This is a genomic window from Streptomyces sp. NPDC048565 (assembly GCF_040650935.1).
Taxonomy (GTDB): Bacteria; Actinomycetota; Actinomycetes; order Streptomycetales; family Streptomycetaceae; genus Streptomyces.
This window is the reverse complement of the sequence record NZ_JBEZIH010000008.1, coordinates 14,177-37,952: the sequence shown is the minus strand read 5'-3', so window position 1 is coordinate 37,952 and position 23,776 is coordinate 14,177. Positions and strand designations below refer to the sequence as shown.

The window sequence follows — 23,776 nt, the reverse complement described above, 5'->3', positions numbered from 1 at the left end:
GCGGAGGGGCCGCGCGAGTGCGGCGACTTTCCGTCATTCCGCTTTGCCGGGGTTCGCACCCCTTGACCGGGCGGGGCGTGTGCTGATGCGATGACCGGTGTCTGACGGACCCTCACATGGTCGATAAAATAAGACAACATCGACCGGCGGTTCCGCTGTTCGAGGGACGCCCCCGGATAGGGTCTTGTGCCAAACGCGGAGCCGCGCGCCCACGCCCGGGTGGTGGAATGCAGACACGGCGAGCTTAAACCTCGCTGCCTCCTCGGGGGCGTGCCGGTTCGAGTCCGGCTCCGGGCACCACCGCGCAGCCGGTGGAGCCCGGGACGGCCGCACGGTACTTCAGCTCTCAACTTCCCGCACCGCGCAACGCACCTGCACGCGATGCCTCACGGAATGTCACCGTACGTAGCCGAGTCGTGTCCCGGGGGCCCGGCCTGAGGACGCCGTCCGCGAGGCCCGACCTGGGTCGCGTCGAGTGGGCGATCGCGGTGCGGAGGCATGCTGCTGACGTTGGACCCATTGATATGTTAAGTGGCCGATCGGTAATGGCGATTTCACGGGGCGGCGTCGTATGGCTTGGGATGAGTGGGAGCAGCTGAAGAGCGAGGCTGCGCAGCGGCAGACAACGGGTATGCAGCTCAATCAGCTTCCCGGCGAGCCCGGTGGGCCGGGACCCCAGGGCGATCTCAAGGTCAACCAGCAGGACTTGGCCGCAGTTGGAGACAGCGCGTTCAAGCTCTTCGAGACACTGGGCAAGCACGGACGCGATGCCTGGTCCCCCAGCCAGACAGCGGCCAAGGACCTGACGACGCAGGGCTTCGCGCTTGGCGGCGGTCTCGACCATGTGCAGGAGCGGTGGGAGGAGCAGCTGAAGTCGCTGCTGGACGCCTGTGCGCACATCTCGAACCACATGGACTACACGAAGAACGCGCACGCGGGCGACGAGTACCACATCTACTCAACCGTGAGCAGCATCTCCACTCTCGATGACGGCTTCAACGAGAGGACCCAGCGCTGATGGACCTCGAAACGCTGCGGGACGCTGATTTCGCGAAGCTCGGTGAAGCGCTCACCGCGTGGAAAGGGGTCGTCGACAAGCTCAAGACGCTGGCGGATGACGCCCGGGACGACCTCAAGGCCAAGGCGGACAAGGCGAACTGGGCCGGCGAGAACGCCACGATCACCAAGGGGTTCGTCACGAAGACCGTGGGCGAGTTCTCCGACGCGCATACGCAGGCGACGACGATCCACAACATCCTCAAGGACACCCGTGACGAGCTCGTGGGGTACAAGGAGGAGCTGGACCAGGCGCTGGAGCGTGGCCGGAAGAAGAACATCACGGTGGTGCCGAGTGGTGGAGGCGGGTTCACCGTCACGATGCTCATCCACCCCGACCGGGCGGCCAAGGGGCACGAGGTGCCCGATCACTCCGCGCAGGACGTCGAGAATCTCCGCGACGACGTACAGAGGATCCTCGGCAGAGCGACCGAAAGTGACAGCAGCGCGGCGCGAGTACTGAAGGCCATCTCCGATCAGGCAGAAGTCGGCTTCTCCGGGGCCAAGTACGGGGACCGGGACTCCGCGGTCGACGCCGTGAAGAAGGCGGAGGAAGCGGCGAAGCTCATGAAGGAGAAGGGCGACGAGATGACGCCCGAGGAGTTCCGCAGGCTCAACTCCACGCTCGACTCCTACAAGAACGACCCCCTGTTCCAGGAGCAGTTCGCCAGGACACTGGGTCCCAAGGGCGTGCTGGAGTTCTGGGCGGACCTCACGGATGTATCGACACCCAACGACCTGGCGCGCACCCAGCTGGACCAGCTGGGCAGCTTCCAGGAGAACCTCGGTCTGACCCTGGCCGGAGCCACCCAGTCGGACAGCCCTGCCATGCGGCGGTGGGAGAACGACATGGTGAAGTTCTCGGGTGAGATGTACCAGACGCACGGCACGCGGGTGTACGGGTACCAGGTGATGAGCAACCTGATGCGCGTCGGGGACTACGACGATCAGTTCCTCAACAAGTACGGCAACTCCCTGGTGGAGACCGAACAGAAGATGAAGCTGCCGAAGAACTACTGGACCGGGATCGGCGGCCCGTCCATGCCGAAGATGAACTTCATGGACGACGAGGACTTCGGCCGTGACCCGATGACGGGTTTCATGACGGCACTGTCCAACAGCCCGGACGCGTCCACGGACTTCTTCAACGCCAAGGAACCTCAGGACAACGCCGAGTGGGTGCTCAAGGAGCGCCCCTCCTTCGACGACACCCCGCTGAGCGACGGCCCCAACCCGGCGCTGGAGGCCACGGGCAAGGCCATGTTCGCCGCGGTGTCGGGCGTCGGGGACCCGGACGCCCCGGGCGCGGAGTTCTCCGAACACACGCCGCAGCAGACGGAGGCCATGAAGCGCTCGCTCGGGTTCCTCGCGGCGACGGGCAACGACTTCCCCTCCGAGATGCGCGACGACATGGCCCGGGCCATGGGGAACCACGGGGAGACCGTCCACAAGGCCATGAGCGACCCTCTGGGGTCCTACGGGCTGCCTGCGGACGACCTGATGGAGGTGAGTAAGCAGATCTCCCGGAACAAGGACACCTACGGCTTGCTCACCGAGCAGATGAACAACGCGATGATGGCCGACATCCTCACGGAGAAGGACCACCCCGAGGACAGTCTCGACAAGGCCGGCAGGACTGTCGGGTTCCTGGAGGAAGCCAGGTACCAGGCCACCAACGACGAGAAGGACGGGGACCTCACCGACGCCTCCTGGAAGAAGGCGTGGACGTACCACCTCGTCGGGGGCGTACTGACGCCGCTCGGAGGCGGGGTTATCGGGGACCCGCTCCAGCGAGGCGTCGATGCGATCACGACGGCCTGGCTCGAGGACAAGCAAAACGAGATCAACGACACAGCGAGCGCAGACCACAAGGAGACCTACGGTGCACGGAACAGTCAGCTTCGGGCGCTGGCTGATGAGTGGTACAAGGTGAATTCCGATTGGGCAGAGGACCCGGCGCACGAGGGGTACTCGAAGGACCATGGGATGTACGCATCCATCGGAGCATCTGCCAACGACGGAAACAAGAAGGCCGAAGGGGTGGCGGGGGATCAGTGACGATGAAATCACCCCGAACAGCCGCTGCGGTGGCCCTCTGCAGCCTCGTCCTGTTCGCAGCGGGGTGCGGCGGAGGACGGGAGTATGCGTTGCCGGAGGATCTGTGTGGTGTTCCGGTCGGTGGGGAGGAGCTGTCGCCTCTGTTGCCCGACGGTGAGACTCTCGAGGTCGTCGGTGATCCCCTCACAGTGAACGGCAGTACGTGCGAAGTGTCGGTGGACGACCACTGGGCCGTGTCCGTTCAGGTCGAAAAGGTGGAAAAGTTCTACGACCCGATGGGCAAGCTCGATAGCTTCAGGTTCACGAACCGTAAGAAGATCTCTGCTCTGCCGTTCGACGGTGCAGGTGCGACGGGTGACAGGAACGTGATGATCAGCGCTCGGTGTGAGGCGCCCGATGCCGATCACGCGATCGTGTTCGTAACTGTCCCGGACAAGACAGGGAGCGACGTGGACAGGCGGCGTGCCGACATGGAGAAGTTCGCCGCGGCCTTCGTCCCTGCGGTCAAGAAAGAGATGGCCTGCACGGCCTGACGCCATGTCTGGACTTGCGTATACCGCGTACGGCAATACGAAGGCTGAAAGGGCGGCGGGGGACCAGTGATGTGGAAATCGTCCCGCACGGCGGCGTCGGCCGCGCTCCTCTGCGGTCTTGCTCTGCTTGCGGTGGGCTGCGACGCGGGCCGGGACTACGCGACGCCCGAGGACGTATGCGGCGTTCCGGTCGGCAAGGAGGAGATCGAGCCGCTGCTCCCGGACGGCGAGAAGCTTGTTGTCGACGGCGAGCCTTTGGCGGACCTGTCCGGTATGTGCTACGTCACGGTGGACTCGGACAAGGGTGTGACCGCCTCGGTCGAGAGGACGGACAGGCTCTACGACCCCATGGGCAAGCTCGTCGCCTACAAGTTCGCCAACCGGAAGAAGATGTCAGCCCTGCCGTTCGATGGAGCTGGGGCGGTGGGCGACAAGAACTTCGTGATCAGTGCCCGGTGCGATACCGCCGAGGTTCCCTACCTCACAGTGTCCGTCGGTGTCGGTGAGAGGGCCGAGAAGGACGTGGAGAAGCGCCGGGCCGACATCGAGAGGTTCGCCCTGTCCTTCGTCCCCGCGGTCAAGAAGGAGATGGCCTGCACGGCCTGACGCCGTGCCTGGGTCACCTCGCGGCCCGTAGGGTCCAGGTGTGCATCCGGGTGGCCGGCGGTGAATCTTCTCTCGAAGATCCTCCTCCGGTACCAGGGTGATTGTTTTGCCTACCCATTACTCTTGACGCAAGGCCGCGCAGGGTGGCCATGAAGGAGTGAAATGAGGAGCAGCAACCCGGTCTTCTCGCGACGGGGGTTCAGCCGCGACAACGGCAGCGCTGGCTTCAACGCGGCGCCGCAGGCCGGGGCCGCCGCCGCGGGTGCGAACCCGTATGCGCAGGGCGCCGCCAACCCGTACGCCACGAACCCTTACGCCCAGCAGGGCACCCAGTACGGCGCCCCGCAGGCGCCCGCGCGCTCCGGCGCGATGACGATCGACGACGTCGTCACGCGTACGGCGATGACGCTGGGCACCGTGGTGCTCACCGCCGCGCTGTCCTGGGCCCTGTTGCCGGTCGACGAGGCCAATCTCGGCAAGTCCTACGGCATCGGCATCGGCGCCGCCCTGGTGGCGTTCGTCTTCGCGATCATCCAGTCCTTCAAGCGCAAGGCCTCGCCCGCGCTGATCCTGGCCTACGCGGCCTTCGAGGGTGTCTTCCTCGGGGTGATCTCCAGCACGGTCAGCACCTACATCAGCCCCGGCACGGTGATGCAGGCGGTGATGGGCACCATGTGTGTCTTCGCCGGTGTCCTCTTCGCGTACAAGATGCGCTGGATCCGCGTCACCCGCCGTTTCTACGGCTTCGTGATGGCCGCGGCCATGGGCTTCGTGCTCCTGATGATGGTCAACATGCTGTTCAGCGTGTTCGGCGGCGGTGACGGCCTCGGCTTCCGCAGCGGCGGTCTCGGCATCCTCTTCGGAATCGCCGGCATCATCCTCGGTGCCTGCTTCCTGGCCCTGGACTTCAAGCAGGTCGAGGACGGCATCAACTACGGCGCACCGCGCGAGGAGTCCTGGCTGGCGGCCTTCGGCCTCACCCTGACCCTGGTGTGGATCTACCTGGAGATGCTGCGTCTGCTCTCCATCCTCAACGGGAACGACTGACCCGTAGGTACGACGGCGTAACGGGACGGCCCGCAGGCGATTCGAGCCTGCGGGCCGTCCCGTTACGTGGTCCTGCCAAGCGGTCCGGTCACGCCGTCGCGGGGGAGTGCTCGCCTCAGGCCTCGGCGTCTCCGGCGGTGGCGGCCGTCCGACGGGGGCGCGTAGGGTCACGGCGTGCTCGATACGACGCCCCTGATCACCGCCGTGGACCGTTTCGCCGACCGACTGCGCAGTACGCCGCAGAGCCGACTCCAGCGTGGCGTGGCCGAAGAGGCCCTGGCGACGGCCAGGGAGCTGTCGGCCCGTGCCCAGCGGGCCGACGCCCCTGACCAGGAGCCGAAGGCCATGCCGGACGCCGGGATATTCGCGGTGGGGGACCAGCTCGCGGTTGCCGGGCGGGACCTGGCCGTGGCACTGGAAACGGCCTCGTCCCAGGAGCTGGACGAGGCCGTGCGGCGTGTCGAGGAAGCGGCGGCGCGGGCGTTCGCACCCGGGCAGTAGCCCTGGGGGGGGCTTTCGCGAGAAGGGCCTAGAACGAGGCGATGACGCGGTCGGCGAGGATGTAGACGTTCTCCCTGCCGCACGAGAACGTCAGCGCGTAGGCGCCCGAGACCCCGGAACCGCCCAGCAGCACCGGCTGTTCACCGGAGCGCAGCGAGTCGGCGAGCCGCTCCGCGGTCTCCCGGTGGCCGGGGGTCATGCAGAGCGTCGTGCCGTCGGCGAAGACGTACACATCGAGGGTCCCCAGGGGGCCGGGGCGCACGTCGGTGAGCTCCGTACCGGTGTCGGCGAGCCGCTCCAGGCGGTTCACGGTACGCTCATGGTCGGTGACGACAGGTGTCTGCACGGGGACGAAGTCCGGGTGCGAGGGGTGGCGGCGACGGGCCGCGGCCAGCTCCGGGGAGTCCTCGGGGTACTCCGCGTACTCGGTGACCTCGGGCAGGTCGGTGAGTTCGGCCAGCTCCGTCAGCTCGTCCAGGGCGTCTCCGGCTTCGAGGTCCATCGCGTCGAGGCCCGCGAAGTCGCTCTGGCGGGGCATGAAGAACGGGACGTCCTCGCCGAACCCGCCCAGCAGGGACGGGGCGTCGGCGGCGTCGCGTGCTTCCTGGGCCGCCCAGAAGGCACGGGCCTCGGCGAGCTCGCGCTCCCGCTCCTCGGCGAGTGCCTCGGCCACGGCCGTGCGTATCTCCTCGGCGGGTGTGCCGGTGCTCCGGTTCTGCTGCTCGGGTACGGACGCGTGCAGACTGCGCCCCTCGGCCAGCTCCGCGCGCAGAGCGGTGACCTGCTTGCGCAGCCCGTGAGCAGCGTGCAGAGCGGCGGCGCCGACAGCCGTGGCAGCGGCGGTGGTCAGCAACAGGGCAAACGGCATGGCGCTCACTGACATACTCCCGGTTTCGATCGACACCCCCGACTTCCTACATCAGCTTGTCCTCCACCGGCGCCCGCTGTCAGTGCATTACGTCACGAATTGGACAGGTCTTTGGGCCCGGTGTTTAGCTCTGTGACTGGTGTGACCTGCGGAAACGACTCTCCCCCGGGATGCACATCACATCCTGGGGGAGATTCGGTCACGATCGGAGCTCAGCCCGATTCAGGACGGCCCCCGCGAGGGAGTGCTGACCTGCAATAAGCCTGCCGTACCCTCCGCTGCGGCTCGGCTCAGCCGCTCGCGTTGTTGGTCGCGTTCGCTTCGCCTCCGCTGCGGGCAGGTGCCGCCCTCGTGCCTCGGGCGACCCCTACCCTCCGCTGCGGCTCAGCTCAGCCGCTCGATGACCATGGCCATGCCCTGGCCGCCGCCCACGCACATCGTCTCCAGGCCGAACTGCTTGTCATGGAACTGCAGGCTGTTGATCAGCGTGCCCGTGATGCGGGCGCCCGTCATGCCGAAGGGGTGGCCGACGGCGATCGCGCCACCGTTGACGTTGACCTTGTCCAGCGGCAGGCCGAGGTCCCGGTAGGAGGGGATGACCTGGGCGGCGAACGCCTCGTTGATCTCGGCCAGGTCGATGTCGTCGATGGTCAGGCCGGCGCGCCTGAGCGCCTGCTTGCTGGCCTCGACCGGTCCGTAGCCCATGATCTCGGGGGACAGGCCGGAGACGCCCGTCGAGACGATGCGGGCCAGCGGGGTCAGGCCCAGCTCGCGCGCCTTGGTGTCGGACATGACCACCAGGGCGGCGGCGCCGTCGTTGAGCGGGCAGCAGTTGGCCGCGGTGACGAGTCCGTCGGGGCGGAACACCGGCTTCAGGCCCTGCACGCCCTCCAGGGTGACGCCCGCGCGGGGGCCGTCGTCCTTCGCGACGACCGTGCCGTCCGGCGTGGTCACGGGGGTGATCTCGCGTTCCCAGAAGCCGTTCTTGATGGCTTCCTCGGCGAGGTTCTGCGACCGCACGCCGAACTCGTCCATGTCCTGGCGGGTGACGCCCTTGATCCGGGCGAGGTTCTCGGCGGTCTGCCCCATCGCGATGTACGCGTCCGGGACGAGGCCCTCCTCGCGCGGGTCGGTCCAGCTCGTGCCCTCCTGCTCGGCGCGGGCGGCGGTGCGGGCCTCGGCGTCGGCGAAGAGCGGGTTGTGCGTGTCCGGCAGGCTGTCGGAGTTGCCCTTCACGAAACGGGACACCGTCTCGACACCGGCGGAGATGAAGACGTCGCCCTCGCCGGCCTTGATGGCGTGCAGCGCCATGCGGCTGGTCTGGAGCGAGGACGAGCAGTAGCGGGTGACCGTACAGCCGGGAAGGTGGTCCATCCCCATCTGTACGGCGATGATGCGGCCCAGGTTGTTGCCCTGCTCGCCGCCGGGGAGGCCGCAGCCGAGCATCAGGTCGTCGATGTCCTTCGGGTCCAGCTCGGGGACCTTGGCCAGCGCGGTCTTGATGATGGTCGCGGTCAGGTCGTCCGCGCGCAGATCCTTGAGGGACCCCTTGAAGGCCCGGCCGATGGGTGAACGGGCAGCAGAGACGATCACGGCTTCGGGCATCACGCGGCTCCATGAGGGCTGGAAGGCAGGGCTGCCTTGGAAGTTACCCGGACGTATAGCTGAGGTCACCCAACAGGCTGTGTGATGCGGACCTCTTTTCTAAGCAACCGCTCAGTCGCTTGCCTTCCTCGCTCATGCCCGCCGCCATGTCGCCCCTGATCCGCGACCCGATCCGCGCCCCTGCCCGCGCTCCGGCAGGGACCCGCCGTCGTGGCCGTCCGTGTCCTTCCCCGTGCCGTCGTGAGGCACGGGTTCCGTATGGGCGGGCAGGCGCCGACGCCTGCGGTGCTTGAGCAGCGCCCAGGGTGCCCGCGCACCCGTGACCTCGGTGCCGGCCTCCCGCGCGGCACGGGAGGCGGCCTTGGCGACCGGCAGCATGCCTTCGCGGCGCGAGACATCCAGGTGGTCGGACTCCGGCCACAGCCCGAGGACCGCGCACAGCGTCGGCAGCATGGCCATCGAAGCGGTCGCGTATCCCTCGGCCGATGGGTGGTAGTTGTCGGGGCCGAAGAGCTCCCGTGGGTTCGCCTCGAACTCAGGGCCCAGCAGGTCGCCCAGGGAGACCGTCCGGCCGCCCTGTTCCACCGAACCGATCGTCTGGGCCGCCGCCAGCTGCCGGCTCACCCGCCGGGCCAGCCACCGCAACGGCTGGTAGACCGGCTCGATCGTGCCCAGGTCGGGACAGGTGCCCACGACCACCTCCGCGCCGGCCGTACGCAGCCTGCGTACGGCGGTGCTCAGACAGCGCACCGACTGCGTCGCCGGCATCCGATGGGTCACGTCGTTCGCGCCGATCATGATCGCGCAGACGTCCGGCGCCCCCGAAGGATCCGCCAGCACCAGGGACACCTGCCGCTCCAGATCGTCCGACCTGGCCCCCGGCAAGGCCACGTTGCGCAGATCGACCGGCCGTTCGGCCACCGCCGCAAGACCGGACGCCAGCAGGGCACCGGGGGTCTGCCCGGCCCTGCGTACGCCCTGGCCGGCAGCCGTCGAGTCACCCAGCATCACGAAGCGCAACGGATCGGACGGCCCGGCGAAGGCCACCCCGTACCGTCCGTCCGCACTCGGCGGGACAGGTGCCTTGCCCCCGCCCACCAGTCGTTTCGCCAACTGCACCTCGGCCAGCACCAGCCCCACTGTCGCCGCCCCGATCAGACCGACGCTGCCGCCCCCATAGGCCGCACCCGCTGCGATCCGCCGTGCCACCCTCGCTCTCGACACAGTCCGGTCCACCTCCTCCGTGCTGTACAGCCGTACACAGCAGTACCTGCCCCGTGGAGGGCGTAGCTCAATCGCGCAGCCCAATCTCCGGCCCGTACGCATACTCTTGCCTGACCATTACGGAGATCCCGGAGTACACGGTGCAATTCCACGATTCGATGATCAGTCTTGTCGGCAACACCCCGCTGGTCAGGCTGCGCAATGTGTCGGCAGGCATTCAGGCGACGGTCCTGGCCAAGGTCGAGTACTTCAACCCCGGCGGGTCGGTGAAGGACCGCATCGCGCTGCGCATGATCGAGGCCGCCGAGGAGAGCGGCGAACTCGTGCCGGGCGGCACGATCGTGGAGCCGACCAGCGGCAACACGGGCGTCGGCCTGGCCATCGTCGCCCAGCAGAAGGGCTACAAGTGCGTCTTCGTCTGCCCGGACAAGGTGTCCACGGACAAGATCAACGTGCTGCGCGCCTACGGTGCGGAGGTCGTCGTCTGCCCGACGGCCGTCGACCCCGACCACCCGGACTCGTACTACAACGTCTCCGACCGCCTGGTCCGTGAGACGCCGGGGGCCTGGAAGCCCGACCAGTACTCCAACCCGAACAACCCGCGCTCGCACTACGAGACGACGGGCCCTGAGCTCTGGGAGCAGACGGAGGGGAGGATCACCCACTTCGTCGCGGGCGTCGGCACCGGCGGCACGATCACCGGTACGGGCCGCTATCTCAAGGAGATCAGCGAGAACGGCGTCCGTGTCGTCGGCGCGGACCCGGAGGGTTCCGTCTACTCCGGCGGTTCGGGGCGCCCGTATCTCGTGGAGGGCGTCGGCGAGGACTTCTGGCCGAGCGCCTACGACCGTACGGTCACGGACGAGATCGTCGCGGTCTCGGACAAGGACTCCTTCCAGATGACGCGCCGTCTGGCCAAGGAGGAGGGCCTGCTCGTCGGCGGATCCTGTGGCATGGCGGTCGTCGCGGCCCTGGAGGTCGCCGAGCGGCTCGGCCCCGACGATGTGGTCGTCGTCCTGCTGCCGGACAGCGGCCGCGGTTACATGAGCAAGATCTTCAACGACGAGTGGATGGCCGACTACGGCTTCCTGGAGGACTCCGGCCCCTCCGCCCGGGTCGGCGCGGTGCTGGACTTCAAGGAGGGCCCGCTTCCCTCACTCGTCCATATGCACCCCGAGGAGACGGTCGGCGAGGCCATCGACGTCCTGCGTGAGTACGGCGTCTCCCAGATGCCGATCGTGAAGCCCGGTGCGGGACACCCGGATGTGATGGCCGCCGAGGTCATCGGCTCCGTCGTGGAGCGTCAGCTCCTGGACGCGCTGTTCACCCAGCGGGCCACCCTGTCCGATTCGCTGGAGAAGCACATGTCGGCCCCGCTGCCGCAGGTCGGTTCGGGTGAGCCCGTCGAGGACCTGATGGCTGTGCTCAGTGGTCCGGACGGTGCCGATGCGGCGATCGTTCTCGTCGAGGGCAAGCCGAAGGGGGTCGTGAGCAGGCAGGATCTGCTGGCCTTCCTGGCGAAGGGTGCGGTGGCCAGGCCGTAGCGCCCGGTTTCCCGGGTTCGCGAAAACGGTACGAGCGCGACACGTCGACGCAGCACCGGCTTAACACGGCTCCGGCAGAGTAATGGGTGTCGGCAGGGAAACCAGCCGGCACCCATACGGCGACACGGACTACGGAGCGGCTCCCGGACCTCCACCGTCGCCAGGACGCGACTCCCGGCCCTGACCCGGGACCGCGTCCCTCGCGGGGACCGCCGTCGTCCCGCCCCTCGGGCAACCGGGGGTGCGGCGGTCCCCGCGACTATCCTTCCCAGTCGGACGCGTTCCGCTGCCTGCCCCGGGCCCACGGCCATGCGCGGGCGGCATGCACGGCGTTCACGCCGAAGATTCCCAGCCAGGCCACGACGAGCCCCTCGATCCCGGCGTTCGCGACACCGATCGCGGACAGGGGGACGGCCAGGACCAGGGACACGACTCCGAAGCCGAACCGCTCCCCGAAGCCGCCGGCCGCCTTGGCGGGCAGGGCGGCGCTCCTGGCGGCGGCCAGCTGCTGCTCGGCCTGATGGCGCCGCGTGCGCTGGTCCTGCGCGTCCCGCGTGCCGGAGAGCCGCTGCTCGACCTTCTCCAGGAACGAGTCGATGAGCGCGGGCTCGTACTCGGGGCCGAGCTCGCCGCGGGCCTGCAGGGTGGCGTCGAGCTCTCGCCTGAGCTCAGGGTCACGGGCTTCCATACGCTTCACGTTACGAATCCGGGGCGCCCGGGTCAGTGGGGTTAGCCCCCCTGTTTCCTGTTTTCGGCGCTGTTCGGCCGACGGCCGACGGCCGGGGTTGTTCACGGGGGGCGTCCCCTGTTCACTGGGGCGTCGCCCCGGCGAGGAAGGCCTCGGGCGTGACCGCGTAGCCCGTGGTGTTCAGGACGGGGACCGGGGTGCGGTCGATCAGGACCGTCGGGGTGGACCGGATGCCGCTCGTCGCGAAGGCGGCCGACACCTGCGCCGCCCAGGGCAGGTAGGTGCGCTCCATGACCTTCTGCCGGAAGCCGTCGGTGTGCAGTGCCTCGACCCCGCCCGCGAGCCGTAGCAAGGTGTCCTGGTCGGCGAATGCGTCCACGTCCTCACTGGGCTGATCGGCGTAGAGCGCCCGCAGGAAGTGCATGAACGGCTTCTGTCCCTCGTCGGCGGCGGCCCCCAGCGCGGCCAGGGCCTCCATGGAGCCGCTGCCGCCCGTGGAGTCGTCGATGAACGTGCCGAAATGGTGGTCCACCGCGAATCTGCCCTCGTCCGCGGCCTGCTCCATCACGGCTCCGAGTCCGAGCTCCATGCGCTTGCAGTAGGGGCAGCGCAGATCGGCGTAGACGTTCAGCACGTGCGCGGCATCGGCGTCGCCGTAGCGGACGGTGACGCCGCCCTGGCCTCTTGTGTTGGCTGGGATCATGACCCCAGGGTCGGCATCGGAGCACGGTCCCGCAATGCGAGCACCCTGGGGGTGCACCGCACGGCGTCCGGAGCGGCGGCTGTATGCAGCGGCTGTATATGGACATTCAGGCCTCTTGCTGGCTGAATGGATTACCTGGTGCACGGTCGGTACGGCGGAACACTCCGGAGGGGACAGCATGAGCGGGAGCAGCCCGGCTGCGCGGTTGCAGCGGCTCTTCGAGGGGAAGAGGCTCACGCCCACCCAGCGGCGGATCGCGCACTCCATGGTGCGGCGCGCCGCCGATGCCCCGTTCCTGTCGAGCGTGGAGCTGGCCGAACTGGCCGGGGTCAGCCAGCCGTCCGTCACCCGCTTCGCCGTGGCGCTCGGCTTCGACGGGTACCCCGCGCTGCGCAAGCACCTCAGGGAGGTCACCCCGGACGGGGCGGCCGACGGGGACGGTGCGCAGGAGAGCTTCAACGAGTACCAGCAGGCCGTGCGGGAGGAGATCGAGAATCTGCGGCAGCTGTCCGAACTGCTCGCCGATCCGGCCCCGGTGGAGCGTGCGGGGCGGCTGCTCGCCGGGTCGAGGCCGCTGCTCGTGCTCGGGCTGCGGGCCGCATCGTCGCAGGCCCGCGGGTTCGGGTACTTCGCCGCCAAGGTGCACCCCGACGTACGGGTGCTCGACGAGGGCGGCAGCATGCTGTACGACCGCGTCGACACCGCCAGGCGGGCGGGGGCGAGCGCGCTGATGTGCTTCGCGCTGCCACGGCACCCGCGCGAGGTCGTGGACGCGCTGGCGTACGCGCGGGAGCAGGGGCTGACCACCGTGACGGTGGCCGACTCCGCGTTCGCCCCGGTGGCGGCCCACAGCGATCTGCTGATTCCGGCGGCCGTGGGGACCGGCCTGGCCTTCGACACGGCGTGTGCGCCGATGCTGCTGGGGCGGGCGCTGCTGGAGGCCATGTGCGACGGGCTGCCCGAGGCGCAGGCCCGGCTGGAGGAGTTCGACGCCAGGGCCGCGTCGCGGGGGCTGTTCGTCGAGTAGGACTCGGTCCGCGGGGGCTGTTCGTCGAGTAGGCGTCGGTCCGCGGGGCGCTCTCCGCCGATTCTCAGACATCGCTCATCTGCGCCGATTAATCTCCGCGCCCAGAAGGTCCACAGGGAACCGCGGAAGAGGGGTACGGACGTGGGGCGCGGAGCGCAGTCTTTGGCGAGGGTGGCCGTGATCGTACGGGCCGGGGCCTCGCCGTTGTGGTGGCCCGGGCTGGTGGCGGCGGCCGTCGGGGCGTTCATCCCCGGCCTCACCGGGCGCCGGATCGGGTTGCTGGCAGGGGCCGCGCTGTTCCTGATCACCCTGGCCGTGGTGGCGTTCAGCCGTACGGGCCGCTACGCGGAGCTCGCCAGGGGTGCCACGCGGGCCGGGCGGAGCGACTTCCTCCAGGACCGGGACGTGACCGTACGCAACTGGCGGCGCGGCTACCGCTGGTGGCTCGTCGGTGCGTTCCTGGTCGCGGTCGCGAGCGCGTACGTGCTCCCCGGTGCCGGGGGGCTGGTGCTGGCCGGGGCCGGCGCGGGGCTCTGGCTGAGGTCCGTACGGATCGGACAGCGGGAGCGGCGGGACGACGTCCTGTACTGGGTGCGCACCGACTGGGCGGAGCGCGGCCGGCCCGCGGGCCGGCGGGTGAAGGCCTACCGGACGACCGGCCCCATGGCGGGGGACGCCGCACCCGGTGGGGCGCGGCGTCGTCGCCGGTGAGAGAGCCGGACCTTGGGCCCAAGACCTCGGCTCAGACCTCCAGGTCCGCTTCGATCTTCCTCAGCTGGTGGCGTGCCATCGCGAGGTTGGCCCGGCCCGAGTCCAGGACGAGGTAGAGGAACAGGCCGTTGTTGCCACGGGTTTTGAGCAGCCGGATCAGGTGGTACTGGGAGCCGAGGGTGATCAGGATGTCCTCGATCTCGTCCTTGATGCCGAGGTGCTCCATGGTCCGCAGCTTCGCCCGGACGACATCCGTGTTCCCGGCGGCTGCGACCTCCAGGTTGAACTCCTTGCCACCGCCGAGGGTGCCCAGGGCCATGCCGCTGGTGTAGTCGACGAGTGCGACACCGACGGTCCCCTCGATCGACGCCATCGCATCCTTCAGTGACGCTTCGGTGTTGGCCATAGTGCTCGTTCCTTTCCCTGGCCGGCCCGGTGGCCGGTCCGCTGCTGGTGTTCTTCGACTTGCTGGTGCTGGTGTCAGGTGGGATCCGGTGTGATGGTGCGGCGGGGCAGGGCCTCCGGCTGCTGAGGCCGTGGCGCCGGCACGGGGCGGTCGGGGCGGTCCTGCGCGGCATCGACCACTTCGCCGATGCGCGCACCGGCGCGACGGCCTTCGAGATGGAGGCGGCCGACGTTGATGCGGTCCTCGGCCAGCAGGGTGAGTACGGCGGAGGCGCCCGCCGCGTACGTGGCGATGTAGCCGTTCTCGCCGCGGATCAGGAGCTCGCGGAAGCCGCCGCGCCCGGTGGCGTCGGTCATCCGGATCGAGACGCCGAGCGCGGCGGCGGTCAGCGCGGCGACGCCTTCCGCCTCGATGCCCGGGGTGTCCTGGGCGACGATCAGGCCGTCGGTACTGGCGGCCAGTGCCCCGGTCAGGAGCGGTACCCGGGCGCGTAACCGCTGGAGCTCGTCGAGGACGTCCTTTGCCTCTGCCTCGGGCACCATCAGCTGTCTCCTCCCGGCACGCTGTCTGAGCGCGCGTATCACAAGGCCTCCAATGCGTCTCTGAGCCGGCGCAACAGGGCGACGTCGGGGTCGGTCGTGACCTCGGGCAGCGTGATGCGGCTGTGCCCGGACACCGGGGCGGAGCCGTCAGCGGCGGGGCGGACCGCTTCGACCAGGCCGGCGGCCGCCAGCCGGCGCAGGTCGACCAGGATGTGGAACGCCGAGCGGCCCAGCTCCTGGGCGATGTCCGTGGCCGTGCGCTCGCCGTCCACCAGGGCCAGGACGCGGCGCTGGCGTGGCGGGACCGGGGCGTCGACCGGGTGGGCCGTGGGGGAGAGCGGTGCGCTGTCGGTGCGTGCGTCCGGCCAGATCCGGTCCAGGAGCTCCCGGCGCCTGAGCGTCTCGCGCTGCACGGCGTGCACGGGCACGGGACGGACGGGGCCGATCCAGTGGGAGACCCCGTAGCGGAAGCGGGCCGGTGTGTGCGTGGGGGCAAGGGCGAAGAAGGCCGCGTCGTACAGGGCGCCCAGATGGCAGAGCTCCAGCGCGCCGCCGGGCACCCGGCCGCTGTCCACGAGATAGCGGCCGACCCGCTGTCCGGCACCCGCCTGGGCGACCGCGTCCCACCAGCCCTCGGAGCGCAGGGCCCCGCCCGTGGTGAGCAGGACGTCGATTCCGGGGGTCGCGGGGCTCTCCGCGTGGACGACCTGGCCGTCGGCGAGATACAGGGTGCCGCGGTCGCGCATCAGTGCGCCGGTGGCGCGCTCCGCCTCCAGCCGCTGCAACATCGGGGAGGGCGCTGCCCCTTCGGGTGTGCCGGGCCTTTCGGGTGTGCCGGGCCTGAGGGCGGCGGTGGGTCTCATGCCAGGACCAGCCGCTCCGCTATCTCCCCGAGCCGGATGCGCGCCAGGGCGAGGTTGCCTTCGGCGCGGTCCAGCCAGAGATGGAGGAAGACGCTGCTGTCGAAGGCCGTCTCGACGAATCGGAGGATGTGGTAGCCGGGGGCGGTGGTGACGATGACGTCCTCGACGGCGGATGCGGGCGGCCCCGGTAAGTCCCCGGGCTGACCCGGTAAGTCCCCGGGCTGCCCCGGAGGGCCGGTGGGTGACCCCGGCGAACCGGCGGGCGCGTCCGGCTGTGCGAAGGCAGGCTGCGCGAAGACCGGCTGCTCGGCGGCCATCCTTGCCACCTCGGCCGTCTCGGCGGCCGTGGCCTCGTGGTCGCCGTTGGGCGACTCGCCGATGGTGCCGAGCGCGAGACCGCTCGTCCAGTCGACCACCGATGCACCCCGGGCACCGGGCAGCCTCATGACTTCGATCAGGCACTCGTCGATTCCGGGCAACGCGAACTCCCTCCCGACGTGGCGTACGGATGTGGATGTAGTGGAGAGGCTACGCAACGTGTGCGCGCCTGGTGGGAGTTCTGGCATTTTCCATTGGTACATGCGGCGGGCCGTGTAAAGGGCCACCGGTCGACGTGCGGCGGCCGTGCGGGGGGCGCCACCTGTTGACTAGGAGTATTCAGATAGCCAGGATGTGAATAGGAGAGTCACATACGCGAGGAGGCATCCCCATGTCAGGACCCCGCCCCGTACGGGCACCGCGCGGTACGGAACTGAGCGCCCTGGGGTGGCCGCAGGAAGCCGCCCTCCGCATGCTGCAGAACAACCTCGACCCCGAGGTCGCCGAACACCCCGACAAGCTCGTCGTCTACGGGGGCACGGGCAAGGCGGCCCGCGACTGGCGGTCCTTCGACGCCATGGTCCGTACGCTGCGGACGCTCAAGCAGGACGAGACGATGCTCGTCCAGTCCGGCCGCCCGGTGGGTGTCATGCAGACCCACGAATGGGCTCCGCGCGTCCTGATCGCCAACTCCAACCTGGTCGGCGACTGGGCCAACTGGGAGGAGTTCCGCCGTCTCGAGGCCCTCGGGCTCACCATGTACGGGCAGATGACCGCCGGTTCCTGGATCTACATCGGGACCCAGGGCATCCTCCAGGGCACCTACGAGACCTTCGCCGCAGTCGCCGCCAAGCGGTTCGGCGGGACGCTCGCCGGGACCATCACACTGACCGCGGGACTCGGCGGTATGGGCGGGGCCCAGCCGCTTGCCGTCACCATGAACGACGGCGTCGCCCTCTGCATCGACTGCGACCCGCGCGCCATCGAACGACGCATCGAGCACCGCTTCCTGGACGTACGGGCCGACTCCCTGGAGCACGCGCTCCAGCTGGCCGTCGAGGCCCGCGACGCGCGGCGCCCGCTCTCCATCGGTCTGCTCGGCAACGCGGCGGAGCTGCTGCCCCGGATGCTCGCCGAGGGCGCGCCCGTCGACATCGTCACGGACCAGACCAGCGCGCACGACCCGCTGGCCTATCTGCCCGTCGGCGTCGACTTCGACGACATGGCCTCCTACGCGGCCGAGAAGCCCGCCGACTTCACCCGGCGCGCCCGGGAGTCGATGGCCGCGCATGTCGAGGCGATGGTCGGCTTCATGGACGCGGGGGCCGAGGTCTTCGACTACGGCAACTCGATCCGGGGCGAGGCCCAGCTCGCCGGGTACGCGCGCGCGTTCGACTTCCCCGGCTTCGTGCCCGCCTACATCCGGCCCCTCTTCTGCGAGGGCAAGGGGCCCTTCCGCTGGGCGGCGCTGTCGGGTGAGGCGTCGGACATCCACAAGACGGACAAGGCCCTGCTCGAACTCTTCCCGGAGAACGAGTCCCTGCACCGCTGGATCAGGATGGCCGGTGAGCGGGTCCACTTCCAGGGCCTCCCGGCCCGGATCTGCTGGCTCGGCTACGGCGAACGCGACCTGGCGGGCGAGCGGTTCAACGACATGGTGGCGAGCGGTGAGCTCGCCGCGCCGCTGGCCATCGGGCGCGACCACCTGGACTGCGGATCGGTCGCCTCGCCCTACCGGGAGACCGAGGCCATGCTCGACGGTTCCGACGCCATCGCGGACTGGCCGCTGCTCAACGCCATGGTCAACGTGGCCTCCGGGGCGTCCTGGGTGTCCCTGCACCACGGGGGTGGTGTGGGCATGGGCCGCTCGATCCACGCGGGGCAGGTCACGGTCGCCGACGGCACGGAACTCGCCGGCGAGAAGATCCGGCGGGTGCTGACGAACGACCCCGGGATGGGCGTCATCCGGCATGTCGACGCGGGGTACGACATCGCGGAGTCGGTCGCATCGGACAAGGACGTACGGGTCCCGATGAGGGAGGACGAAGCCCGGTGACCGGACCTACGGAACAGGGGCCGACGGGGCGGGCATCGGTGTCGCAGGCGTCGGCGGAGCAGGCACCGGTGGCGCAGGCACCGACGGAGCGGGCACCGGTGGAGCAGGCGTCGGCAGGGCAGGGGCCGGCAGCGGGGCAGGGTGGGGTGCGGCCCTCTTCCCGGAGGTCTCCCGAGCCGGAGTCCTTCCAGTCGATGTGGCGCGGCCTCGCGCCTCTCGGGCTCGACCCCGGCAGCGGCGGCTACCGCCGCTACGCCTGGACCGCCGCCGACCAGGACTGCCGCGCGTGGTTCCGCGCCCAGGCCGAGTCCCGCGGGCTCGTCCACGAGGTCGACCGCAACGGCAACCAGTGGGCCTGGCTCGGCGATCCGCTGGCCGGGGACGCCGTGGTCACCGGGTCCCATCTCGACTCCGTGCCCGACGGCGGCGCCTTCGACGGCCCCCTGGGTGTGGTGTCCTCCTTCGCCGCCCTGGACGAACTGCGCCGCAGAGGGGCGGAGTTCACCAAGCCCTTCGCCATCACCAACTTCGGCGACGAGGAAGGAGCCAGGTTCGGGCTCGCCTGCGTCGGCTCCCGGCTCGCCGCCGGACAGCTGACCGTCGAGAGCGCGCACCGGCTCCGTGACGGCGAGGGCGTCTCGCTCCCCGCGGCCATGGAGGCCGCGGGGCACGACCCCGACGCGATCGGGCCCGACCCGGGGCGCCTGGCCCGGATCGGCGCGTTCGTCGAGCTCCATGTGGAGCAGGGCCGCGCCCTGGACCTGAGCGGGGACCCGGTCGGTATCGCCTCGGCCATCTGGCCGCACGGCCGCTGGAGGTTCGACTTCCGCGGTGAGGCCAACCACGCCGGCACCACCCGCCTCGCGGACCGGCGCGACCCGATGCTCACGTACGCCGAGACGGTGCTCGCGGCCCGGCGCGAGGCGGAGCTCGCCGGAGGCCTGGCGACCTTCGGCAAGATCGCGGTCGAGCCGAACGGGGTCAACGCGATCCCCTCCCTCGTGCGGGGCTGGCTCGACTCACGGGCCGCCGACCAGGCCACCCTCGACGCCGTGGTGAGCGGCGTCGAGCGGGCCGCGCGGGAGCACGCCGAGCGGGCCGGGATCGATCTCGACGTCGTACGCGAGTCGTTCACGCCGGTCGTGGACTTCGAGCACGCCCTGCGCGACGAGATCCGCCGTGTGCTGGACGAGCGGGGCCGGGACGGCGCGGACGGCGGTGGGAGCACCGTGCCCGTGCTCGGCACGGGTGCGGGACACGATGCGGGTATTTTGTCCGCTTCCGTGCCGACCGCCATGCTGTTCGTACGGAACCCCACCGGGATCTCGCACTCACCCGCAGAGCACGCCGCGGAGGACGACTGCGTGGCCGGAGTGAGGGCACTCGCCGACGTACTGGAAGGTCTCGCGTGCAGCTGACAACGCAACCGACGGGCACACCGGTCACCGCGACGTACTGGATGTCGTACGCCTGGCTCGGCACCCATGTCGAGCCCGGTGTCCTCCTGGACGTGGCCGGCGGACGCATCGCCGGTGTCCGGACCGGCATCGACACGCCACCGCCCGGCTCCACCGTGCTGGAGGGGCTGACCGTCCCCGGACTGGCCAACACCCACTCGCACGCCTTCCACCGCGCTCTGCGCTCCACCGCCCAGGTGGGTTCCGGCACCTTCTGGACGTGGCGCGAGCTGATGTACCGGACGGCCGCCCGCCTCAACCCCGACACCTACTACGACCTCGCCCGAGCCACATACGCCGAGATGGCGCTCGCAGGGATCACCGCGGTGGGCGAATTCCACTATCTGCACCACGCGCCCGGCGGGACGCCCTACGACGAGCCGAATGCCATGGGCGAGGCGCTCATCGCCGCGGCGGCCGAGGCCGGGATCCGCATCACGCTGCTCGACACCGCCTATCTCGCCGCCGGATTCGGGCAGAAGCCGAGCCGGCACCAGCTGCGTTTCTCCGACACCACCGCCGACGCCTGGGCCGAGCGTGTCTCCCTCCTCAAGGGCGACGACGACCTGGTGGTGATCGGCGCCGCGATCCACTCCGTACGCGCCGTCCCCGCGGGACAGCTCGCCACCGTCGCGCAATGGGCGCAGGAGCGGGCGGCCCCGCTGCACGTCCACCTCTCTGAGCAGACAGCGGAGAACGACGCCTGCCTCGCCGCGCACCGCCGCACCCCCACCCGGCTCCTCGCCGACCACGGGGTCCTCGGCCCGTACACCACCGGCATTCACAACACACACCTCACCTCCGAGGACATCGGGCTCCTCGGCTCCTCCCGTACGGGCACCTGCATGTGCCCCACGACCGAACGCGACCTCGCCGACGGCATCGGACCCGCAGCCGCACTCCAGGGCGCGGGATCCCCTCTCTCGCTGGGCAGCGACAGCCATGCCGTGATCGACCTCTTCGAGGAGGCCAGGGCGATGGAGCTCAACGAACGCCTGCGCACCCACGCACGCGGTCACTGGACAGCGGCGGCCCTGCTCAGGGCGGCCTCCGCCACGGGACACGCCGCGCTCGGCCACCCGGACGCGGGCGTGCTGGAACCGGGTGCGCCGGCCGATCTCGCCACCGTCGCGCTGGACTCCGTCAGAACAGCGGGGCCGGTGCCCCGACTGGCAGCCGAAGCAGCCGTATTCGCCGCGACCGCCGCCGATGTGCGGCACACCGTGGTGGCGGGCCGGCACATCGTCCGGGACGGCCGGCACACCCGGATCCACGACGTGCCGGCCGCGCTCGCATCGGCCGTCGCCGCCGTGTACCGCTGAACGCCCCGCCGTCGGACGCTCGGCCGACGAACGTCCTGCCGCTCGATGTCCCGCCGCTCGACGCTCCGCCGAGCCCCGCCCCGTGAACCCGGGCACGCCCCGGGTCCGAGCCGAAAGAAGGCTGTGCCCGGATGACGCCCTCGACGAACACGACGACCGCCCTCACCCACATCGCGAACCTGGTCACCAATGACCCCTCCCTCGGAGACGGGACCCCCCTGGGCCTGATCCAGGACGCGGCCGTCGTCATCGAGGGCGACCGCATCGTGTGGACCGGTGAATCCAGCAAAGCACCCGCCACTGACAACGCCGTCGACGCGGGCGGCCGAGCGGTCATCCCCGGCTTCGTGGACTCCCACTCCCACCTGGTGTTCGCCGGTGACCGCACCGCCGAGTTCCACGCACGTATGTCCGGGCGCGCCTACTCGGCGGGCGGCATCCGCACGACCGTGGCCGCCACCCGGGCCGCCTCCGACGAAGAGCTCTCCGCCAACGTCGCGCGCTATCTGGCGGAGGCGCTGCGGCAGGGCACCACCACTTTCGAGACCAAGTCCGGATACGGCCTCACCGTCGAGGACGAGGCACGCGCGCTGCGCATCGCCGCCCGCCACACCGACGAGGTCACCTTCCTCGGCGCCCACATCGTGTCCCCCGACTACGCCGACGACCCCGCCGGCTACGTCGACCTCGTCACCGGACCGATGCTGGACGCCTGTGCCCCGCACGCCCGTTGGATCGACGTCTTCTGCGAGCGGGGCGCCTTCGACGCGGACCAGGCGCGCACGATCCTCACCGCGGGCGCCGCCAGGGGCCTGCACCCCCGCGTCCACGCCAACCAGCTGGGCCACGGCCCCGGGGTCCAGCTGGCCGTCGAGCTGGACGCGGCCTCCGCCGACCACTGCACCCACCTCGACGACGCCGACCTCGACGCGCTCGGCCAGGGCTCCACCGTCGCCACCCTGCTCCCCGGCGCCGAGTTCTCCACCCGCGCCGAGTGGCCCGACGCCCGGCGCATCCTCGGCGCGGGTGCCACCGTCGCCCTGTCCACCGACTGCAACCCGGGCTCCTCGTTCACCTCCTCCATGCCGTTCTGCATCGCCCTCGCCGTACGGGACATGGGCATGACCCCCGACGAAGCGGTCTGGTCGGCCACCGCCGGCGGCGCCGCCGCGCTGCGTCGCAGCGACGTCGGCCGCATCACCCCGGGCGCCCGCGCCGACCTCGTGATCCTCGACGCCCCGAGCCATGTCCACCTCGCCTACCGGCCGGGAGTCCCGCTGGTCGACGCGGTGTGGCGAGGTGGGGAGAGGGTCCTGTGACACTCCGGACGTGATGGACCCGATATTCACCGGTCGGTCGTGAGATGTCGCGGCTGTCTACCGCTCAGTGACCTCGCCCGGTACCGTTCTGGGCAGCGTGGCTCAGGGGGTAGGACCGGGGGGTTCTTGTGAGCAGCAGGCGCATACGCGTGATCAGGCCCGGAGATCTGGGCGCGGGGGACATCGAGAGCTGGCGGGAGCTGCGGGCGAAGTCCGGCGCCCCGGCCCATCCGTTCATGGAACCGGAATTCGCCCTTGCCATCGGCCGCGTTCGGCCGCACGCACGGGTGGCGGTGATCGGCGAGGGCCCCGGAGGCCGGGCCGGGCCTGCGGGCTTCCTCCCCTTCGAGCGGGGTCCGCTCGGCCACGGCCGGGCCATCGGCCTCGGCGTCTCCGACGTCCAGGGCGCCGTGCTGCGCCCCGGTCTCGGTCTCGGGGCGAAGGAGTTGCTGCGGGCCTGCTCCCTTTCCGCCTGGGAGTTCGACAACCTCGAAGAGGGCCAGAGCCTCTTCGAGCCGGACGCCGCGAGCGCGTACGCCTCGTACGTCATCGATGTCGGCGACGGTTACGCCGGCTACGAGACGGCGTTGCGCGCACGGTCGCCGAAGTTCCTGCGGACCACGCTCGCCAAGGAGCGCAAGCTCGGCCGCGACGTGGGGGAGGTGCGGTTCGTCCTCGACGAGCGGGATCCGGCGGCGCTGGAGACCCTGATGGGGTGGAAGTCCGGCCAGTACCGCAGGACCGGCCGCAGGGACCGCTTCGCGAAGGCGTGGATCCGAGACCTGGTGGAGTTCCTCTTCCACACCAGAGCATCCGGATGCTCCGGCCTGCTCTCCGTCCTGTACGCGGGTGACCGCCCGGTGGCTGCCCACTTCGGGCTGCGCTCGCGGACGGTGCTCTCGTGCTGGTTCCCGGCGTACGACCCGGCGTTCGCGAAGTTCTCGCCCGGCCTGATCCTGCATCTGGGGATGGCGCGGGCGGCGGCCGACGACGGCATCGGGATGCTCGACATGGGGCGCGGGGCCGCCGAGTACAAGGACGCCCTGAAGACCGGCGAACTGACCGTGTACGAGGGTGCGTCGGTCCGGCCGGGCGTGGGCGCCGCTCTGCACTGGATCGGTCGCGAGCCCTCCCGCCGCGCGCACGGCTTCGTGCGGGAGCGGCCCCGGCTGGCGGGTCTGGCCCAGCGCGGTCTCGAACGGGCCGGCCGGCTGCGCGAACCGAAACGTCCATAGCGTCCGGGTCACGACGGCGCCGGGTCACGACGGCGCCGGGTCACGACGGCGCCGGGTCACGACGGTGGCGGCGTCTCGACAGCGTCG

Annotated in this window: 23 protein-coding genes and 1 tRNA gene; 15 read left to right on the top strand and 9 right to left on the bottom strand. The window is 70.2% G+C overall.

Annotation, left to right across the window (positions count from 1 at the left end; translation table 11 throughout):
* Window positions 1-213: 213 nt before the first annotated feature.
* The 7 genes from AB0C75_RS12175 (at window position 214) to AB0C75_RS12145 (ending at window position 5,801) form a co-directional block, all read left to right on the top strand.
* A tRNA-Leu gene (locus AB0C75_RS12175) sits at window positions 214-300 on the top strand.
* A 271-nt stretch (window positions 301-571) separates the two neighbouring features.
* Complete coding sequence (locus AB0C75_RS12170; protein WP_362889705.1) at window positions 572-1,018, top strand: hypothetical protein; 447 nt, start codon at window positions 572-574, stop codon at window positions 1,016-1,018.
* Window positions 1,018-3,114, top strand: a complete 2,097-nt coding sequence (locus AB0C75_RS12165) for a hypothetical protein (protein ID WP_362889704.1) — start codon at window positions 1,018-1,020, stop codon at window positions 3,112-3,114. Before AB0C75_RS12170 ends, AB0C75_RS12165 begins: the two co-directional genes overlap by 1 nt.
* Before the next feature lie 29 nt (window positions 3,115-3,143).
* The gene (locus tag AB0C75_RS12160) at window positions 3,144-3,647 is read left to right on the top strand and encodes a hypothetical protein (protein ID WP_362889702.1); all 504 of its coding nucleotides are present in this window, start codon (window positions 3,144-3,146) and stop codon (window positions 3,645-3,647) included.
* Window positions 3,648-3,716: 69 nt separating this feature from the next.
* Window positions 3,717-4,253: a hypothetical protein gene (locus AB0C75_RS12155; RefSeq protein ID WP_362889700.1), complete on the top strand. Its 537-nt coding sequence runs from the start codon at window positions 3,717-3,719 to the stop codon at window positions 4,251-4,253.
* Window positions 4,254-4,415: 162 nt separating this feature from the next.
* Complete coding sequence (locus AB0C75_RS12150; protein WP_362889698.1) at window positions 4,416-5,300, top strand: Bax inhibitor-1/YccA family protein; 885 nt, start codon at window positions 4,416-4,418, stop codon at window positions 5,298-5,300.
* 174 nt (window positions 5,301-5,474) lie between these two features.
* Window positions 5,475-5,801: a hypothetical protein gene (locus tag AB0C75_RS12145; protein WP_362889696.1), complete on the top strand. Its 327-nt coding sequence runs from the start codon at window positions 5,475-5,477 to the stop codon at window positions 5,799-5,801.
* Window positions 5,802-5,829: 28 nt separating this feature from the next.
* Here AB0C75_RS12145 and AB0C75_RS12140 read toward each other — a convergent pair whose 3' ends face one another.
* The 3 genes from AB0C75_RS12140 to AB0C75_RS12130 all read right to left on the bottom strand — a co-directional run bounded on the left by AB0C75_RS12140 (window position 5,830) and on the right by AB0C75_RS12130 (window position 9,483).
* On the bottom strand, window positions 5,830-6,684 hold the full coding sequence (locus tag AB0C75_RS12140) for a hypothetical protein (RefSeq protein ID WP_362890069.1): 855 nt from the start codon (window positions 6,682-6,684) through the stop codon (window positions 5,830-5,832).
* A 369-nt stretch (window positions 6,685-7,053) separates the two neighbouring features.
* The gene (locus AB0C75_RS12135; protein ID WP_362889694.1) at window positions 7,054-8,274 is read right to left on the bottom strand and encodes an acetyl-CoA C-acetyltransferase; all 1,221 of its coding nucleotides are present in this window, start codon (window positions 8,272-8,274) and stop codon (window positions 7,054-7,056) included.
* A gap of 132 nt (window positions 8,275-8,406) precedes the next feature.
* Window positions 8,407-9,483, bottom strand: coding sequence for an SGNH/GDSL hydrolase family protein (locus AB0C75_RS12130; protein WP_362890067.1), 1,077 nt, complete (start codon window positions 9,481-9,483; stop codon window positions 8,407-8,409).
* Window positions 9,484-9,638: 155 nt separating this feature from the next.
* On the opposite strand from AB0C75_RS12130, the gene AB0C75_RS12125 reads away from it, so the two are divergent.
* Window positions 9,639-11,042, top strand: coding sequence for a cystathionine beta-synthase (locus AB0C75_RS12125; RefSeq protein ID WP_362889692.1), 1,404 nt, complete (start codon window positions 9,639-9,641; stop codon window positions 11,040-11,042).
* A 259-nt stretch (window positions 11,043-11,301) separates the two neighbouring features.
* Here AB0C75_RS12125 and AB0C75_RS12120 read toward each other — a convergent pair whose 3' ends face one another.
* On the bottom strand, window positions 11,302-11,730 hold the full coding sequence (locus AB0C75_RS12120; RefSeq protein WP_362889690.1) for a hypothetical protein: 429 nt from the start codon (window positions 11,728-11,730) through the stop codon (window positions 11,302-11,304).
* Window positions 11,731-11,851: 121 nt separating this feature from the next.
* Window positions 11,852-12,433 (bottom strand): thioredoxin domain-containing protein, encoded by a 582-nt coding sequence (locus tag AB0C75_RS12115; protein WP_362889688.1) that lies wholly within the window; start codon window positions 12,431-12,433, stop codon window positions 11,852-11,854.
* Window positions 12,434-12,611: 178 nt separating this feature from the next.
* Between AB0C75_RS12115 and AB0C75_RS12110 the strand changes: the two genes are divergently transcribed.
* Together AB0C75_RS12110 and AB0C75_RS12105 are read left to right on the top strand one after the other, a co-directional pair.
* Window positions 12,612-13,460: a MurR/RpiR family transcriptional regulator gene (locus AB0C75_RS12110; protein WP_362889686.1), complete on the top strand. Its 849-nt coding sequence runs from the start codon at window positions 12,612-12,614 to the stop codon at window positions 13,458-13,460.
* Window positions 13,461-13,631: 171 nt separating this feature from the next.
* Window positions 13,632-14,171 carry a hypothetical protein gene (locus AB0C75_RS12105; protein ID WP_362889684.1) on the top strand — a complete coding sequence of 180 codons (540 nt, stop codon included), beginning with the start codon at window positions 13,632-13,634 and terminating at the stop codon, window positions 14,169-14,171.
* Window positions 14,172-14,202: 31 nt separating this feature from the next.
* Here AB0C75_RS12105 and AB0C75_RS12100 read toward each other — a convergent pair whose 3' ends face one another.
* From AB0C75_RS12100 to AB0C75_RS12085, 4 genes are all read right to left on the bottom strand, one after another.
* Window positions 14,203-14,577: a hypothetical protein gene (locus tag AB0C75_RS12100; RefSeq protein WP_362889682.1), complete on the bottom strand. Its 375-nt coding sequence runs from the start codon at window positions 14,575-14,577 to the stop codon at window positions 14,203-14,205.
* A gap of 74 nt (window positions 14,578-14,651) precedes the next feature.
* On the bottom strand, window positions 14,652-15,119 hold the full coding sequence (locus AB0C75_RS12095) for a roadblock/LC7 domain-containing protein (protein WP_362889680.1): 468 nt from the start codon (window positions 15,117-15,119) through the stop codon (window positions 14,652-14,654).
* 38 nt (window positions 15,120-15,157) lie between these two features.
* A complete protein-coding gene (locus AB0C75_RS12090; protein WP_362889678.1) occupies window positions 15,158-15,907 on the bottom strand; it encodes a helix-turn-helix domain-containing protein in 750 nt (249 codons plus the stop codon).
* Window positions 15,908-15,978: 71 nt separating this feature from the next.
* Window positions 15,979-16,461 (bottom strand): hypothetical protein, encoded by a 483-nt coding sequence (locus AB0C75_RS12085; RefSeq protein WP_362889676.1) that lies wholly within the window; start codon window positions 16,459-16,461, stop codon window positions 15,979-15,981.
* Window positions 16,462-16,691: 230 nt separating this feature from the next.
* Between AB0C75_RS12085 and hutU the strand changes: the two genes are divergently transcribed.
* From hutU to AB0C75_RS12060, 5 genes are all read left to right on the top strand, one after another.
* Window positions 16,692-18,356, top strand: coding sequence for a urocanate hydratase (gene hutU / locus AB0C75_RS12080; RefSeq protein ID WP_362889674.1), 1,665 nt, complete (start codon window positions 16,692-16,694; stop codon window positions 18,354-18,356).
* A gap of 194 nt (window positions 18,357-18,550) precedes the next feature.
* Window positions 18,551-19,774, top strand: a complete 1,224-nt coding sequence (locus AB0C75_RS12075) for an allantoate amidohydrolase (RefSeq protein ID WP_362890065.1) — start codon at window positions 18,551-18,553, stop codon at window positions 19,772-19,774.
* Window positions 19,765-21,135 carry a formimidoylglutamate deiminase gene (locus AB0C75_RS12070; RefSeq protein ID WP_362889672.1) on the top strand — a complete coding sequence of 457 codons (1,371 nt, stop codon included), beginning with the start codon at window positions 19,765-19,767 and terminating at the stop codon, window positions 21,133-21,135. Before AB0C75_RS12075 ends, AB0C75_RS12070 begins: the two co-directional genes overlap by 10 nt.
* 131 nt (window positions 21,136-21,266) lie before the next feature.
* Window positions 21,267-22,454: an imidazolonepropionase gene (gene hutI, locus AB0C75_RS12065; protein WP_362889670.1), complete on the top strand. Its 1,188-nt coding sequence runs from the start codon at window positions 21,267-21,269 to the stop codon at window positions 22,452-22,454.
* Between the two features lie 143 nt (window positions 22,455-22,597).
* The gene (locus AB0C75_RS12060) at window positions 22,598-23,689 is read left to right on the top strand and encodes a GNAT family N-acetyltransferase (protein ID WP_362890063.1); all 1,092 of its coding nucleotides are present in this window, start codon (window positions 22,598-22,600) and stop codon (window positions 23,687-23,689) included.
* Window positions 23,690-23,776: the final 87 nt, after the last annotated feature.